This window comes from Nonomuraea sp. NPDC059194, assembly GCF_042754765.1.
Taxonomy (GTDB): domain Bacteria; phylum Actinomycetota; class Actinomycetes; order Streptosporangiales; family Streptosporangiaceae; genus Nonomuraea.
Window position 1 is genome coordinate 1 of record NZ_JBHZBH010000078.1, and the last position, 15,674, is coordinate 15,674.

Genomic DNA, 15,674 nt, shown 5'->3' on the forward strand with positions numbered 1-15,674 from the left:
GTTCTGGCCGTCGCTCAAGCCACGCACCCCGAACGCTTCGCCAGCGGCGGCATCCCCACCCCGCCCGCTCTGCCCGGCCCCGCCTGGATCAACAAGCCCACGACCGAAGAGGACACCACAGAGAAGTCAACACAGAATTAGCCCAGCTCAACTGCCTTGATCAAATTGACAGGTTCCGCACCGACCCCGGCTTCTTCCGCCGCCTCATCGCCGGACTCAACCCCCTCCGCCAAAACAACAGAGCCGCCATGGCCATGTCCGGCCTCGGCGTAGCCGTCCTCGCCCTCGACGTCGCCGCCACCCTCAACCTCGGCAACCCCTTCCTCTTCTACGACCGCCGCGAACAGTGGAAAGACATCGCCGGCCTCCTCGAAGGCAACAGATCAGACCTCTGGCGCTCCTACTTCGACGACATCGCACCCCACTGGAACGGCAACGCCGTCGAAACGCTCCAGCAGTACATCCGCTTCAACATCAACGGCCTCTACAGCCAACTCGGCAAGATCTCCGGCGAGATGAGCAGCACCATGCAAGGCCAACTCAAAGAAGTCACCGAATACGACCTGTCGGTCTTCGGCCTCTACGCCGCCTCCGCCCCCGTCCTGCGAGCCGTAGCCGCCATGAGCCTCAACCCCGTCGGCAGGGTCGCCCTTATGACAACGGTCGCCGCCTTCACCGGCGCCCTCGGCAACATCGTCAAACAGTTCGCCGACGTCTACTACTCCTACGACAGCGACCTCAACAAACTCGAACTCAAACTCAACGAGCTCAAAGGCGCCTTCTACCAGTCCGGCAACCCCGCCATGGGCCCCCGCGCCCTCAACCTCACACCCACCATCGAAGACCCCACCCGCGTCTCCAAGAACTGGATCCCCGCCACCAAGGAGAGCGCGTGAAACACGCCGAAGCCTTCGACCAGGGCCGCATCGGCGACCTCGACGGCCTCATCCGCGAACTCGACGGCTGGAACCGCACCCTCAACCAAGCCCTCACCGGCCTGGCCGAAAACACCCTCGAAGGCAGCGACCCCACCGGCACCGTCCACGCCCAAGTCTCCGGAACCGGCCGCCTGCTCGCCCTCACCCTCGACCCCCGCAAACACCGCGACCTCGACCACCTCGCCCTGGCCCAAGCCGTCCAGCAGGCCATCCTCGCCGCCAAACTCGCCATCGGCGACCACCTCAACGACCTCGTCGACGACCTCGCCGGCCCTCACACCACCGGCCACACCACCGACGACCCGCTGGCTCACTACATCAACAACGTCCTGCGGGAAGGATGACCCATGGAAGAGATGGCCGACGCCCAAGCCAGACTCGACGAACTCATCACAGCGGGGGAGCGCGCCGAGACGCTGGTAGAGGAATGGACCACCCGCCACTTCACCGGCACCGCCGACGACGGCCGCATCATCGCCACCACCGACGCCCTCGGCAGCCTGCTCACCCTCGACATCAGCCCCGTCACCAGAAGGCGACTGGACACCGTGCAACTGGCCGACGCCATCCTCGCCGCCATCGTCACCGCGGAACAGGCCGCCGAACAAGCCAAAGACGAACTGATGAACGGCCTGCGCCTCACCCCCTGACCAGCGGGGGAGAGGGGGGACAACCCCCGGACGCTAAAAGGCCTGCGGGGGGCGTACCCACGCCCGCAGGCCAGACGAAAACCTCTAGGAAGAAAGCACCCGCACACCAGGTGAACGCGGCACCGCCACCGGCGCCTGCCGTACCACCTCGACCGGCTGCTGCTGCGGCTGCCGCTCGGCGCACCCACCCTCGCAGTAGCCGTTGGTGACGATCAGCCGCCCCCGAGTCGTCGTGTACGCCTCACGGCCTGTAGCGGGCAGAACCCCCTGGCACACCTGGCACAAGACCGAGTCGTTCCCCACGTGTGCTCCCTTATCCGATGTACGGGTTACCCACACTATGCGACTCCAGCATCGCGGGTCGGCCATTCCACGATTCGTCAACACGCCCGTCAGAACCACTACTTGACATAATGTTCATTATCAAGCAATCAGCGACCGTTACGATCATGGCATGCCGAACCTCGGACTACCCGAACTCGTCATCATCGCCGTCGTCCTGATCGCCGTCGCGGCCTTCATCATCCTCACCGTCACCCTCGCCACCCGCAAAACCCGCCACGGCACCTCGATCACGCCGACACACACGCGAGCACCCGACGACCTCGACGGCGTGCTGCGCGACCTCATCGCCCGAGGACGCAAGATCCACGCCATCAAACTCCTGCGCGAACACACCGGACTTGGCCTCAAGCAGGCCAAGGACGCCGTCGAGGCGCTCGCCGCCGGCCGTATCCACCCCGGGCTCGCGCACCCGGCGCTCCAGCCCGGCCGCCCGCCCGCCGCTCCGGACCTGGCGAGCCGGGTGCGCGAGCTCAAGGGCGCCGGACGCGACGAACAGGCCGTGCATCTGGTGGTCGGTGAGACGGGTATGGGCTGGAACGAGGCGGAGATCTTCGTCCGGGCCCTGTGATCCGGTTACGATCGGGTCATGCCGACGAGTATGGGTTCCCTCGTCCTGCTGACCGTGCTCGTGACCGCCGTGATCCTGTTCCTGATCTTTTTGGCGGTACGGCTGACGCGACGGCCGCGTAACCGCCTCATCCCCACACTGGACGTCGCCGACCAGGCTCGCGAGCTGAAGGCGACCGGCCAGGTCCAGGAGGCGGTCTTCCTGGTGCGCGGTGAGACGGGCATGAGTCATCGCGCCGCCGCCCGATTCGTGCGAAAGCTATGAATCGACGCTAAACCGGACAGAAGGTGAATTCTGTTTGGTATAGGAAACGCGCTCTCGCCGCGCCGTACCGTGCGCGCCACGCGCCCCTCTCCCCTGGTTGAAGATCGCTGGAGCGCGCCAGACCGCCCCGGCGGGCGGCTGTCCCGCTCCCCCATCAACCGACCCAACAACTGCACCCAAACATCCCTTTTCTGCCCTTCTGTCCGTTTTAAATGTCGGGAAAATCGGGAATTTGCGCGTTTCTGTCACTTGGGTTTGCTCAGGCATGTCAGCATCACTTCTTTAGTCTCCGTTCAGCCTGAAGGATGCTCCAAAGTGCGGATTCTGCTTCTTGTCTCGGCGTTCAACGGCCTGACCCAGCGCGCGTGGATCGAGCTGCGCGAGGCGGGCCACGATGTGACGGTCGAGCTCGCGATCTCCGAGGAGATCATGATCGAGGCGGTGTCGCTGGCCAAGCCCGACCTGATCATCTGCCCCTTCCTGAAGGACAGGGTGCCCGAGCGGCTCTGGCGGGAGCACAGGGTCATCGTCATCCACCCTGGCCCGCGTGGCGACAGGGGCCCGTCCTCGCTGGACTGGGCGATCCTGGACGGCGAGCGGCGCTGGGGTGTGACGGCGTTGCAGGCGGTCGAGGAGATGGACGCGGGGCCGATCTGGGGGTGGCGGGAGTTCGCGCTGCCGGAGGATCCGGCGCGTAAGAGCAGTCTGTACAACGGCCCGGTGGCCGACGCGGCGACGGAGTTGGTGTTGGAGGTGGTTCGGAAGGCGGAGGATCCGTCTTTCGTGCCGGCGCCGTTGGACTACGGGCGGCCTGAGGTGTGGGGTCGGTTGCGGCCTGCGATGCGGCGGGTGGATCGGGAGTTCTCGTGGGCGGAGTCGTCGGATCGGGTGGTGCGGCGGATCCGGGCCGCTGACGGGTCGCCGGGGGCGGCGGCGGTGTTGTGCGGGATGGATGTGCGGGTGTTCGACGCGCGGGTGGGGCCGGAGTTGATGGGTCAGCCCGGTGCGGTGGCGGCGCGTCGTGGTGGGGCCGTGCTGGTGCATACCGGGGACGGGACGGTGTGGGTGGGCCAGTTGCGGCGTGAGGATCGCGGCGGGGTGAAGCTGCCTGCGGTGTCGGTGCTGCGGCGGCGGTTGGGGCGGGCTCCGGCGTCGCAGCCGGGGTTTTCGGAGATCACGTATCAGCGGGCGGGTCGGGTCGGGGTGGTGAGTTTCGACTTCTACAACGGGGCGATGGCGACCAATCAGTGCCGGCGGTTGGTGGAGGCGTTGCAGTATGCGGTGGCGCAGGACACGCGGGTGTTGGTGGTGCGTGGTGGTGAGGTGTTCTCCAATGGGATCCATCTGAATGTGATCGAGTCGGCGCGTCATCCGGAGATGGAGGCGTGGATGAACATCAATGCGATCAACGGGGTGTGCCGGGAGATCATCTCGTGTACGGGGCAGCTGGTGGTGACGTCGATGGCGGGTAACGCCGGTGCCGGTGGGGTGATGATGGCGCTGGGCGCGGACCGGGTGCTGGTGCGTGAGGGGCGGGTGCTGAATCCGCATTATCGGACGATGGGGTTGTTCGGTTCGGAGTACTGGACGTATGTGCTGCCGGCGCGGGTGGGTGCGGAGCGGGCGTTGTCGTTGACGGGTGAGGCGTTGCCGGTCGGGGCGGCGCAGGCGGTGTCGATGGGGTTGGCCGATCGGGTGGTGAAGGGGTCTCGGGAGGAGTTCGAGCAGGAGGTTCTGGAGTTCGCCGAGCGGTTGGCGGGTCGTGATGACTATGCGGAGTTGCTGCGGGTCAAGCGGGAGCGGCGGGAGGTCGATGAGCGGCGTAAGCCGTTGGAGGCTTATCGGATTGAGGAGTTGGCGGAGATGAGCCGGGACATGTTCGATGATCGGCGGGGGTTCTCGGTGGCGCGGCGGGATTTCGTGGGTAAGGCGAGGGCGGTGGTGACGCCGGAGAATGTGGCGTCGCATCGCGGGGTGTCTGGTCGGTAGGGATCTCATATGTGAGATATGTTGCTTGTTGTGGCAGATGACTATCTTGTGCGGATCGGTAAGCTGATCAGGGACGCGCGGCAGCACCGGGGTTGGACGCAGTTGCAGCTCGCGGAGGCGCTGGCGACGAGCCAGAGCGCCGTCAACCGCATCGAAAAGGGCAATCAGAACATCAGTCTTGAGATGATCGCCCGGATCGGTGAGGCCCTCGACAGTGAGATCGTTTCGCTGGGTTACGCCGGTCCGATGCATCTGCGGGTGGTGGGTGGCCGGCGGCTGTCGGGCAGCATCGAGGTCAAGACGAGCAAGAACGCGTGTGTGGCGTTGCTGTGCGCGTCGTTGCTGAATTCGGGGCGGACGATCCTGCGGAAGGTGGCGCGGATCGAGGAGGTCTACCGGATTCTGGAGGTGCTGGCCTCGATCGGGGTGCGGGCGCGGTGGATCAACGGCGGCGGGGATCTGGAGATCGTGCCGCCCGCGCAGCTGGATCTGGCGTCGATGGACACCGAGGCGGCTCGCCGTACCAGGAGTGTGATCATGTTCCTGGGGCCGTTGATGCATCGGACGGACCAGTTCGAGATCCCGTATGCGGGTGGGTGTGATCTGGGGACGCGGACGGTGCAGCCGCACATGAGCGCGCTTCGGCATTTCGGGCTGGAGGTGACGGCGACGGGTGGGATGTATCACGCGAAGGTGGATGCGTCGGTCTCCCCCACCCGGCCGATCGTGTTGACCGAGCGGGGCGACACGGTGACGGAGAACGCGTTGCTGGCGGCGGCGCGTCATGACGGGGTGTCGGTGATCCGTAACGCCTCCTCCAACTACATGGTGCAGGACCTGTGCTTCTTCCTGGAGGAGCTGGGTGTGAAGGTGGAGGGCATCGGGACGACGACGTTGACGGTGCACGGGGTGCCGCGGATCGAGGCGGATGTCGACTACTCCCCCTCCGAGGATCCGGTGGAGGCGATGAGTCTGCTGGCGGCGGCGGTGGTGACGTCGTCGGAGCTGACGATCTGCCGGGTGCCGATCGAGTTCCTGGAGATCGAGCTGGCGGTGCTGGAGGAGATGGGGCTCGATCACGATCGGAGTGCGGAGTATCGGGCGGCCAATGGCCGTACGCGGTTGGTGGATCTGACGGTGCGGCCGTCGAGGTTGGTCTCCCCCACTGACAAGATCCATCCGATGCCGTTTCCGGGGTTGAACATCGACAATGTGCCGTTCTTCGCGGCGATCGCGGCGAGCGCGCAGGGTTCGACGCTGATTCATGACTGGGTCTACGACAACCGGGCGATCTATTTGACGGAGCTGACGCGGCTGGGGGCGTCGGTGAAGTTGCTGGATCCGCATCGGGTGCTGGTGGAGGGGCCGACGCGGTGGCGCTCGGCGGAGATGATGTGTCCTCCGGCGTTGCGGCCTGCGGTGGTGGTGCTGCTGGCGATGATGGCGGCGGAGGGCACGTCGGTGCTGCGTAACGTCTATGTCATCAACCGGGGGTATGAGGACCTGGCGGAGCGGTTGACGGCGCTGGGCGCGCGGATCGAGATCTTCCGCGACATCTAGAGGGTTTGCTCGACGAGGTCGGCGGCACCGGCGGGTTTTTGTCGGTGCCGCTCGGTACGGTCGTGGCCGCGGATCTTCTAGGTGGGGAGGGGCATGCGGCCTGCGGAGCTCAACAGGTTGACGGTGGCTCAGGCGGCTGATCGCTATGTGGAGTTGGTGCGTGCCAAGACGTTGACGGGGGCGTTGTCAGCGTCGACGGCGGAGGTGTATGCGCGTGACGCGGCGACGTTGGTGGCGCTGGCCGGTGAGGGCACGGTGCTGGATGATCTGACGGGCGAGGACGTGGATGCGATCTTGCTGGCGTTCGCGCGCAAGCCTGACGGGCGGCGTTCGGGTGCGGGCGGGGGGTTGCAGAGCGCCTCGTCGCAGGCGCGTTTCCGGCGGTCGATCTCGGCGTTGTTCAAGCATGCGGCGCTGGCGGGGTGGGTGCAGATCAATCCGATGGCGATGGCGACGGTGACGGCCAGGCAGCGGGGTGGGTTGCGGCCGGAGCGGCGGGCGTTGACGCGTGAGCAGGCGCAGGGGTTGATCGGGGCGGCGCGGGCGTTGCGTCCTGAGCCTGAGGTCGAGGGGCGGCGCAGGCAGCGTCGTGATCAGCGTACGGAGTCGCGGGATGCGTTGATCGTGCTGTTGCTGGCGACGATGGGGCCGCGGGTGTCGGAGTTGGTGCGGGCCAATGTGGAGGATTTCTTCACCAACGACGGTGTGCGGTATTGGCGGATTTTCGGCAAGGGCGGCAGGACGCGCGATGTGCCGCTGCCTGATGTGGTGGCGCAGGCGTTGGAGGCGTATCTGGATGGGGGTCGTCCGGAGACGGCTGACAAGGCGTTGCTGTTGTCGTGGCGGGGGCGTCGGCTGGCGCGTGGGGATGTGCAGGCGGTGATCGACCGGGTGCAGCGGGAGGTGGATCCGGCGCAGCGGCGTTCGGTGACGCCGCATGGGTTGCGGCACACGACGGCGACGCATCTGCTGGCTGACGCGGTCGACATGGATGCGGTGCGCAGGGTGCTGGGGCACAGTGATCTGTCGACGTTGGGTCGCTATCGGGATGAGCTGCCGGGTGAGTTGGAGGTGGCGATGCGGGCGCATCCGTTGTTGAAGCCGCCGCCGGAGCGGCGGGGTGATGGTGGGGTACGGCAGGCGGTGGCCGGCCGCCTTCCTGGGTGCGTGGCTGGGGTCTGTCGAGGGATACGCCTACTCGGGGGTGCGTGGCCGGGCTGGGTGACGGACGGCATGATGGGGGCATGACTTCGGCTTTGTTGTCGTTCGCGGTTGTCGCGGCGTTTTTGACGATCGTTCCTGGGTTGGACACGGCGTTGGTGCTGCGTTCGGCGTTGACGCAGGGCAGGCGGCAGGCGTTCGCGACGGCGCTGGGCATCAACACGGGTGTGCTGGTGTGGGGTGTGGCGGCGGCGGCCGGGTTGTCGGCGTTGTTGACGGCTTCGCAGGTGGCTTTCACCGTGTTGCGGTACGCGGGGGCCGCGTACATGGTGTGGTTCGGGGTGTCGTTGATCGTCAAGGCGCGTCGGGAGGGGCTTGGCGCGCAGGCGGCGCTGCCGGGTGTGGGCGTCGAGAGTGGCGGTGTGGTGGCGGCGTGGGCCCGAGGTGCGTTGACGAACCTGCTCAACCCGAAGATCGGGGTCTTCTACGTGGCGTTGTTGCCGCAGTTTCTGCCGCAGGAGACGCCGCCGCTGGTGGGCGGGTTGCTGTTGGCGTTGGTGCACAATCTCGAGGGGATGGTGTGGTTCGCGCTGCTGATCGCGGGTGCGGGGGTGGCGCGTTCGTGGCTTGAGCGGCCGTGGGCGCGGCGGGTCATCGACGGGGTGACGGGCACGGTGCTGGTGGGTTTCGGGGTGCGGCTGGCGTTGTCGCCGCAGTAGGCGGGGTTCTCACCCTGCGGCGCTGGGCCGGATCATCGCACCGGCTGCTGCTCCTGGGCGACGGGCTCAGGGTCGGAGGGCTCGGCGTGGCAGGCGCCGGAGGCGCGGAAGGGTTCGGCGAGTTGGGCCAGGTAGGCGGTGGGATAGTCCGGTTTGGCGGCCATGCCGAGCTGCTCGGAGGTGAAGCGCCGGGCGGGGTCGTAGGAGAAGGTGCCCAGCAGGTGGTCCCAGATCAGGGTGAACAGGCCGAAGTTGACGTCGCCGATGCCGGCCCACTTCAGGTGGTGGAAGCGGTGGCCCTCGTTCAGGGCGAGCACGTATTTGAGGGCGCCGACGCGGTAGTCGGCGTTGGAGTGCTGCAGCAGCAACTGGATCGCGACGGCCAGGGCCAGCACCGAGGCGACCTGCACGGGCAGGCCGATCAGCAGCAGCGGCGCGACGCCGGCGCTCATCTCCAGGGTCTGGTGCAGCGGGTGTTTCATCAGCCCGTTGAGGCCGTAGAAGCGCTTGACGGAGTGGTGGACGGCGTGGAAGCGCCACAGTGCGCCGATCCTGTGGCTGGCGTAGTGGACCAGGGTGATGCCGAGATCGGCGATCAGTACGGCCAGCAGTACCTGAGCGAGGAAGGGCCAGGAGGTGGGCCAGATGGCGGCGGCCGGGAGCGCCGTCGAGGTGGCGGCGGCCAGTAGCGGGATGACGGCGACGCTGATCAGGATGAGGCTTTCGTTGACCATGCTGTGCGCGGCGTCGCGGCCGGCGTCGCCCTGGGAGGCGTTCCAGGTGCTCTCGTACGGCAGGACGCGTTCGGCGGCGAACGACAGGGCGATCGCTGCCGTCAGCAGGCCGAGCAGCCAGAGCTTGGAGGCGCCTGCGGCGGCCAGGGCGATGGCGGTGCCGTTGATGCCGAGCAGCATCAGCGGGGCGTAGCCGTAGCGGACGGTTGTCTGGGCGGCGCTACGGACACGGGAGCGAGCGGGGAATTGTATGGACATGGCCCTTACCTTGGTGGTGCGGACGGGCAGTGGACTTGAACGGATCCGCTGGGACTTTCCGGCTTGCCTATCGGCCGGCGCGGCCTGCGGTGTTCCAGCCGGTGGCGGCCAGTGCGTCGGTGGGGGTGATGCCGAACATGGCGCGGCAGGTACGGGTCAGGTGTGCGCTGTCGGCGAACCCCGCCGCGTGCGCGGCCTCGGTCAGCGCGGCGTCGCGACGGCCTGCCGCCGTTGCGGCTGTTGCGTTCTCATCGTGCCCCGTGACCTTCCATCCGCTTGTCCAGCAGGCTGGGCAGTCCTTGCGGTGATCTTTCATCTGGCGGGTCGGACGCGCCGACCTCACTCGGCCAGGGCGCGGCGCAAAACCGCGGCCAGTTCGGCGATCTGCCGCTGCGACACCTCGGCGGACAGGATCGCCTGCGACCCGTGGAAGGTGCCCGGCCATTGGTGCAGTTCGACCGAGACACCGGCGTGCAGCAGGCGCAGCGCGTAGCCGATGCCTTCGTCGCGCAGCGGGTCGAACTCGGCCGTGGCGATGTAGGCGGGCGGCAGTCCGGACAGGTCCGTGGCCCGGGCCGGGGCTGCGTACGGCGTGGCGGGGGCGGAGCCGAGATAGGCCCGCCAGATGGTCGCCAGGTTGTCGGCATCCAGGCGGGGGGTGTCGGTGAAGTTGCGCGCCGACCACGTCTCCTGCCGGTCGTCGAGCATGGGCTGGTTGAGGAGCTGGTACCGGATCGCCGGTCCCTGCTCGTCGCGGGCCCGCAACGCCAGGGCGGCCGCGAGGCCGCCGCCCGCGCTCATGCCGCCGACGGCGATCCGTTCCGGGTCGGTGCCGAGGTCGGCGGCATTGTCGGCGAGCCAGAGCAGTACGGCGTAGGCGTCGTCGTGGGCGGCCGGGAACGGATGCTCGGGAGCGAGGCGGAAGCCGACCGAGACGACCAGGGCTCCGGACGCGTCGGCGAGCCGGGCCGCGGCGGGATGCTCGGTGTCGAGGTCGCCCACAACGCCGCCGCCGCCGTGCAGCCACACGATGGCGCCTTGTGCCGTATGCGGCCGGTAGATCCGCACCGGCACGTCCGGGTTCGCGGGTACCGTGCGGTCGATCACCTCCATGGCCGAGGTGTCCGGCGCCGGCAACGAGGCGACCAGCTTGGCGGTGTTCGTGCGCTCGGCGACCGGGTCGTCGTAGTTCGGCCGCGGGATCAGGGGGATGAATGCGTCAAGTTCGGGATCCATGACGGCCATCCTCTCGGCCGCCGCCGCTGAGATCATCCGCCATCTGTCGGGTTTTCCGCCGTGATGGCGCACCGATCGGCGCCTGCCCTCATGCCCGGCAGGCCTTATCCTCCTGCCATGGAGGCCCTGGCCGTACGGCTGTCGCAGCTGGACTCGCAAGCCGAAGGCGCGATCCGGGTCGTCATGTTCTACGACACGCTGATGCGCCGGCGGGTGGATCTGCCCGCGCTGGCCCGGGCCTCGGCGGGCCTGGCCGAGTGCGTGGCGGGAATCCGGCTCCACGGCACGGGACGGGTGATCCGCTTCTCCCCCGACGGCAAGGAAGCGTCCGGCGTGCTGCCGTCCGCGTCCACCACGGCGCCGATCGCGCTCGACGAGGAGGAGATCGGCACGGTCTGGCTGGAACGTCTCGGCATGCCAGGCCCGCTAGACGAGTTGTTGCTGGACCGGCTCGCCATCGCCGTCGCGGCCGTCGTCGAGCGTTACGGCCCGGCCCGCACCACCATGGCTGACCCCGCCCTCGTCGAACTGGTGATCAGCGCCGACAGTGACGAGGCGGCCAGGGCCCGGGCGCTGCGGCTGCTGGGGTTCGCCGTCGACCTGCCGGTCCGGGTCGTGGCCGTGCGCTCACCGCTTCCGCTCGACCACGTCGGTGGCCTGGTCTGCCCGGCCCGCCCGGTGAAGGCGGCGCCGCTGGCCGACGTGGGCGTCATCCTGGCCACCGCGGTCAACCCGGCCCGGTTCCCGGCGGGCGTGCGGGCGGGCATCGGCGCCGCCGACAGCCCGGCCCGATCCTGGCAGCAAGCCCGTACCGCCCTGCGCTTCGCCACCCCGCGCGAGCCGGTCGTCGACTACGCGGGCCTGGGCGCGATGGCGCTGCTGGCCGAGATACCCCCGGACGCCGTGCGCGGCAACGCCGACGTGGCCGCGATCGCCCGCATGGCCGGCGACCCGGAGGATCTGGAGACGCTGGCGGCCTATTGCGCCACCGGCTCGCTGCGCCGGGCCGCCGACGTTCTTCATCTGCACCACAGCAGCGTCTCTCGCCGGCTCGAACAGCTCGGCAAGTCCATGGGCATCGACCTCACCGAGCCCGCCGGGCTGACGCGGGCCAGGCTCGCCCTGACCGCATGGCGGCTGCTCAACGACTGAGGCAGAACGTCAGGTGGGCCATCACCGACGCCAATCCCGGCGCGGTACGAGCCGCGGCCCGCACGCCAGGTCTGCGCCGCGCACTGGCCGAGGAGGTGCTGCGGGAAAGCGCGTTCGGCGAGTTCGAGATTGTGGCGGGCCTGATCGGCCTGCGTCCGCGGGCCGGCGTCACCTTCGAGACCGTGGCCGTCCTGGGCGTCGACCGCGCCTGGGACGTCCGGCCAGGACCCAGGACACCAGGTGCGTGGCCGGTCAGTGCGGTCAGTGCGGGAGCTCGACCGACAGGTGCGGGCTCAGTGCCCGGAGGAAGTCCGCCGCGTCGAACATCGCGCCGGCCGAGGCCAGGCCCGTGGTCCGCGTGCGCCCGGCCAGGATGCGCTGGACGGCCTCCACCGCCAGTGGCGCGGTGATCGCGTAGATGTCCTGGCCACGGGCGGTGGCGCGGCGCTCGAGGTCGCCTGCGCGGACCACGACGTCGACGACGAACGTCTGGTCCGACCGTCCCAGATCGTCGACCGGCGCCGGCGCCGGCGTGTCCTCCGTGGCCAGGTCTGTGGCCGCTTCGACGGTCATGTAGGTGCGGACTTCGGGCACGGCCACGTGGCTGGGGACGGTGACGACATCGGCCATGGAGAACTCCGCGATCACCGTTCGTCGGCCCAGCGGCTCCGGGAAGAGCCAGTCCTGCTGTGCTGCGGTGTCGTCGTGGTACTGCAGCGCGCCGTCCGTGAACCGCACCCGACGGCCCCCGCGACGCTCATGGGACACCTGACCGGCCGCGCGGGTGCCCGGCGTGGGGTGCCAGCTGCTCAATCCGTACGCGACGTGGACCACGTCGGCGGCGGTCCACTCCCCCATCGCCGCGGTCACCAGCAGGTCGCCCAGCCCACCGTAGAAGGCCATCGCCGGCACGACGGGTGTGCCGGCCTTTCGGGCTGCCTGCTCATAGTCGGCGAACATCGCGGCGTTCGCCTCGATCTCTGCCGCGACGTCGACGTACGGGATCCCCGCGCGCAAGGCTGCCTCGACGACCGGTCCCGCGGTCACCGCGAACGGTCCGGCGCAGTTGACGACGGCCGCCGCACCGGACAGGGCCCGGTCCAGTGAGCTCGCGTCGTCCACGGTGGCCGGCCGTACGGCCACATCCGGCCACTGGGCGGCCAGCGCTTCCAGCTGAGCCGCGTCACGGCCGGAGATGACGGTGGCGATGCCTCGCCTTCGTAGTTCGGCGACGACGAAGCGACCGGTGTGTCCTGTCGCCCCGTAAACCACCACTGCAGCACTCGTGTTCATCGTTTCCCCATCTCAGTGTTCTGATGGGGTCCAGTCTCGCGGCAGGCGATACTCGACCGTGATGGTCCGGAACGACATCATGCGTACACTTTCGGACATGCCCACTGTCGCGTTGCTGGCCGCCGGTCGCCTGCTGCACTTCGAGCTGGGGGTGGCCTACGAGATCTTCGGCAATCCCCCGCAAGAAGCCACGCAGGGCTGGTACGACGTGCTGCTGTGCGGGCCCGCGCCGGTGCGGGTCGGACCGTTCATGGTCGAGCCCGACCACGGGCTGGAGCGGTTGGCCGGCGCCGACACCGTGATCGTGCCCGCGTGCGCCGACATCGACGATCCGCCACCGGCGGAGGTGATCGAAGCCGTGCGTACGGCCCACGAGTCGGGTGCCCGGGTCGCCTCCCTGTGCACCGGGGCGTTCGTGCTCGGCGCCGCGGGCCTGCTGGACGGTCGGCGGGCCACCACCCACTGGGCTCATGCCGCGGAGTTGGGTGCGCGCCATCCGCGGGCCGTGATCGATCCGGACGTGCTGTACACCGACAACGGCAGCGTGCTCACGGCCGCGGGCAAGGCCGCCGCCGTGGATCTGTGCCTCCACCTGGTCCATCTCGACCACGGCGCCGTCATCGCCAACTCCGTCGCCCGCCGCCTGGTCATGCCGCCGCATCGGCCCGGCGGTCAGGCCCAGTTCGTGGCTACGCCGATGCAGGTCGGGGGCGATCACCTGCTGGCCCACCTGCTCGCCTGGGTCCAGCAACGGCTGGACCAGCCGCTGACCGTGACCGATATGGCGCGCAAGGCGAACATGAGCCCGCGCAATCTCGGGCGGCAGTTCCGGTCGGTGCTCGGGCAGACGCCGCTGCAGTGGCTGCTGATCCAGCGTGTACGGCGCGCCCAGGAACTGCTGGAGACCACCGACAAGGGCATCGAGGCGGTTGCCCTGGCTACCGGCATGGGTACGGCCACGACGCTGCGGCGCCAGTTCAAACGGATCGTCGGGGTCCCGCCTGACAGCTACCGGCGCTCGTTTCGCAATGGGGAGCCCGCCTGACCGGTCGGGCGTGGCGCACAGGCGTGGGCGGGAGCCGAACGGTGCTGTTGAAGTGCCATCACCCTGGCGCACGCCGCGGATCCGGAACTGGAAGGGCCTCATCTTCTACAGCCACGACCCCGACGCCCGCCACAGCCATGTCGACTCGGGCCCGCCGACTTCGACCTCGACCTCCCCGAATTCGACTCCACCGGCCCGCGCCGCTCCAATCCGCCTACGTGCCTGGTGACATGCGGGCCCTCGACCCGCATCCGGGCCGCGATCTCACCGATGCGCAGAGTCGGCGCCGCGTGCGGTTTCTCGCCGTGGGCCGCGTGGTGAGCCACTCCTGGAGGACCTTTTTCGGCAGAGCTGCCCGAAGCCCCTCAGGCTCGATCGGCGGCGCGAGGGCGGGCTGACGGCCACGGGACGGGGCGGCGAAGCCGGCCATTCTCGGCTCGGCTACTCTCGGCGCCACTGACGTTCACTCTGCGATCCGGGCAACCGAATCGTCACTCAGGAGACGCCAACGCATATGAATACCCCACCATCGCCCCCTGGAGCGGAGCGGGCTGACGGATCATCCGTCCAGATCGGCGCTCTCGTTCCGCTGACTCGGCCTGGCTGGGTCGAGGCGGGCCAACACTTGCTGGCTGGACTCGAGCTGGGCGTTCGCGAGGTCAATGACGCCGGCGGGATCGCCGGAAGACCACTCGAGTTGGTGGTCCGAGACACCGCGGCTGATCCACAGAGGGCCGCGGCGGCCGTAGATGAATTGGCTCGCCTGGGCGTGGCTGCGTTGGCTGGGGAGTATCACAGCGTCGTCGCTCGCGCCGCTGCTGCCAGGGCCGACGCCCTCGGCCTGCCGTTCCTCTGCTCGTCGGCGGTTCTCGACGCGCTCACCGAACAGCCGACGGAATGGGTCGCGCGCCTCGCCCCGGCGCAGTCCCGCGGCTGGCAGGTCTACGCGGATTTCCTCCTGAGCGCGGGCCATAGTCGAATCGCCGTAGCGGCCCAGCCGAGTGTCTACTGGGCATCTGGGGCCCGCATTCTGCGGGACTACCTCGCGTCACGCGGCGGCACCGTCATCGAACTCGACATGAGCACGCTCGCCCCCACGGCCGTGTGCGACGAACTCGTCGACAATCGCGCGACAGCCCTCCTTCTTCTGGTCGGCCACCCGGAGCCGGCAGTGCCGATCGTCAAGTCTGTCCGCAGCGACCAGCGCCTCGCCGAGATCATGATCGGTGCTCCGGCAGGGCAACCGGAGTTCGCCGAATGGGCGACGTTGCTGGGCGACGACGGCGCCGCGATCCCGTTCTTGCGCTACCTGCCCGAGCGCCTCAGCCCACTCGGTGCACGAGTCGAGACGGCCCTCCGTGAGCGGCTGGGCGCAGCGCCCTCCTTCGTCGCCTTCGAGGGCTACGACACGGTCGCCGTCCTCGCCGATGTGCTGCGTTCTCACGGCGTGGACCGGGCGCGCACGGCCGAATCCTGGCCGCGCGTTGCAGTCGAAGGCACCCGCGGGCAGATCCAGTTCTCCCGCACGCCAGGCATCAGCGTTTGGCAATGGGCTTGGACGCCAATCCAAGTCGTTGATCGAGATCCGGCGGCACCCGATCGCTTTCGGATCCTCCACGCCAGCTGAGAGAGCGCCGTCAAGAAGATCTTGGACCGCCGTCCCCCTGGCCGTGTGGGGGGGGGGGGGGGTGGGGGTCGGGTTCGCGGCGCCCCCGCCGCTTAAGCAGATTTAAAACCACAAAAAAACAACGGTTGGGGAGGT

General features: G+C 68.6%; 17 protein-coding genes. 12 read left to right on the forward strand and 5 right to left on the reverse strand.

From position 1 onward, the window contains the following. Positions 1 to 248: 248 nt before the first annotated feature. From ACFXJ8_RS42990 to ACFXJ8_RS43000, 3 genes are read left to right on the forward strand one after another with little or no spacing between them, the layout of a single operon-like run. Positions 249 to 896 (forward strand): hypothetical protein, encoded by a 648-nt coding sequence (locus tag ACFXJ8_RS42990; protein WP_379651201.1) that lies wholly within the window; start codon positions 249 to 251, stop codon positions 894 to 896. Then, entirely contained in the window at positions 893 to 1,282 is a 390-nt protein-coding gene (locus ACFXJ8_RS42995) for a YbaB/EbfC family nucleoid-associated protein (RefSeq protein WP_379651203.1), read from the forward strand. The genes ACFXJ8_RS42990 and ACFXJ8_RS42995 overlap by 4 nt, the downstream gene beginning before the upstream one ends. Before the next feature lie 3 nt (positions 1,283 to 1,285). Further along, positions 1,286 to 1,588: a YbaB/EbfC family nucleoid-associated protein gene (locus tag ACFXJ8_RS43000; protein ID WP_379651205.1), complete on the forward strand. Its 303-nt coding sequence runs from the start codon at positions 1,286 to 1,288 to the stop codon at positions 1,586 to 1,588. A gap of 84 nt (positions 1,589 to 1,672) precedes the next feature. On the opposite strand, the gene ACFXJ8_RS43005 is transcribed toward ACFXJ8_RS43000, so the two are convergent. Next, entirely contained in the window at positions 1,673 to 1,891 is a 219-nt protein-coding gene (locus tag ACFXJ8_RS43005) for a hypothetical protein (RefSeq protein ID WP_379651207.1), read from the reverse strand. Positions 1,892 to 2,042: 151 nt separating this feature from the next. On the opposite strand from ACFXJ8_RS43005, the gene ACFXJ8_RS43010 reads away from it, so the two are divergent. The 6 genes from ACFXJ8_RS43010 (at position 2,043) to ACFXJ8_RS43035 (ending at position 8,194) form a co-directional block, all read left to right on the forward strand. Further along, positions 2,043 to 2,501: a ribosomal protein L7/L12 gene (locus ACFXJ8_RS43010; protein ID WP_379651209.1), complete on the forward strand. Its 459-nt coding sequence runs from the start codon at positions 2,043 to 2,045 to the stop codon at positions 2,499 to 2,501. Positions 2,502 to 2,519: 18 nt separating this feature from the next. Then, complete coding sequence (locus ACFXJ8_RS43015; protein ID WP_379651211.1) at positions 2,520 to 2,765, forward strand: hypothetical protein; 246 nt, start codon at positions 2,520 to 2,522, stop codon at positions 2,763 to 2,765. 315 nt (positions 2,766 to 3,080) lie between these two features. After that, on the forward strand, positions 3,081 to 4,754 hold the full coding sequence (locus ACFXJ8_RS43020) for an enoyl-CoA hydratase-related protein (protein ID WP_379651213.1): 1,674 nt from the start codon (positions 3,081 to 3,083) through the stop codon (positions 4,752 to 4,754). Between the two features lie 30 nt (positions 4,755 to 4,784). Beyond that, positions 4,785 to 6,314, forward strand: coding sequence for a helix-turn-helix domain-containing protein (locus tag ACFXJ8_RS43025; protein ID WP_379651215.1), 1,530 nt, complete (start codon positions 4,785 to 4,787; stop codon positions 6,312 to 6,314). Between the two features lie 93 nt (positions 6,315 to 6,407). Beyond that, entirely contained in the window at positions 6,408 to 7,562 is a 1,155-nt protein-coding gene (locus ACFXJ8_RS43030) for a tyrosine-type recombinase/integrase (RefSeq protein WP_379651217.1), read from the forward strand. Beyond that, complete coding sequence (locus ACFXJ8_RS43035) at positions 7,559 to 8,194, forward strand: LysE family translocator (RefSeq protein WP_379651218.1); 636 nt, start codon at positions 7,559 to 7,561, stop codon at positions 8,192 to 8,194. The genes ACFXJ8_RS43030 and ACFXJ8_RS43035 overlap by 4 nt, the downstream gene beginning before the upstream one ends. Positions 8,195 to 8,226: 32 nt before the next feature. Here the strand turns inward: ACFXJ8_RS43035 and ACFXJ8_RS43040 are convergent, their stop codons facing one another. From ACFXJ8_RS43040 to ACFXJ8_RS43050, 3 genes are all read right to left on the reverse strand, one after another. Beyond that, positions 8,227 to 9,186, reverse strand: a complete 960-nt coding sequence (locus tag ACFXJ8_RS43040) for a sterol desaturase family protein (RefSeq protein ID WP_379651220.1) — start codon at positions 9,184 to 9,186, stop codon at positions 8,227 to 8,229. Positions 9,187 to 9,253: 67 nt separating this feature from the next. Next, the gene (locus ACFXJ8_RS43045; protein WP_379651221.1) at positions 9,254 to 9,502 is read right to left on the reverse strand and encodes a hypothetical protein; all 249 of its coding nucleotides are present in this window, start codon (positions 9,500 to 9,502) and stop codon (positions 9,254 to 9,256) included. A gap of 23 nt (positions 9,503 to 9,525) precedes the next feature. Then, on the reverse strand, positions 9,526 to 10,422 hold the full coding sequence (locus tag ACFXJ8_RS43050) for an alpha/beta hydrolase (RefSeq protein ID WP_379651223.1): 897 nt from the start codon (positions 10,420 to 10,422) through the stop codon (positions 9,526 to 9,528). 117 nt (positions 10,423 to 10,539) lie between these two features. On the opposite strand from ACFXJ8_RS43050, the gene ACFXJ8_RS43055 reads away from it, so the two are divergent. Then, positions 10,540 to 11,574 carry a PucR family transcriptional regulator gene (locus ACFXJ8_RS43055; protein ID WP_379651225.1) on the forward strand — a complete coding sequence of 345 codons (1,035 nt, stop codon included), beginning with the start codon at positions 10,540 to 10,542 and terminating at the stop codon, positions 11,572 to 11,574. 261 nt (positions 11,575 to 11,835) lie between these two features. Here the strand turns inward: ACFXJ8_RS43055 and ACFXJ8_RS43060 are convergent, their stop codons facing one another. Next, on the reverse strand, positions 11,836 to 12,867 hold the full coding sequence (locus tag ACFXJ8_RS43060) for a saccharopine dehydrogenase NADP-binding domain-containing protein (RefSeq protein WP_379651227.1): 1,032 nt from the start codon (positions 12,865 to 12,867) through the stop codon (positions 11,836 to 11,838). A gap of 97 nt (positions 12,868 to 12,964) precedes the next feature. On the opposite strand from ACFXJ8_RS43060, the gene ACFXJ8_RS43065 reads away from it, so the two are divergent. Together ACFXJ8_RS43065 and ACFXJ8_RS43070 are read left to right on the forward strand one after the other, a co-directional pair. Then, positions 12,965 to 13,912 (forward strand): helix-turn-helix domain-containing protein, encoded by a 948-nt coding sequence (locus ACFXJ8_RS43065; protein WP_379651229.1) that lies wholly within the window; start codon positions 12,965 to 12,967, stop codon positions 13,910 to 13,912. A gap of 514 nt (positions 13,913 to 14,426) precedes the next feature. After that, complete coding sequence (locus tag ACFXJ8_RS43070; protein ID WP_379651231.1) at positions 14,427 to 15,539, forward strand: ABC transporter substrate-binding protein; 1,113 nt, start codon at positions 14,427 to 14,429, stop codon at positions 15,537 to 15,539. The last annotated feature ends 135 nt before the right edge of the window (positions 15,540 to 15,674 follow it).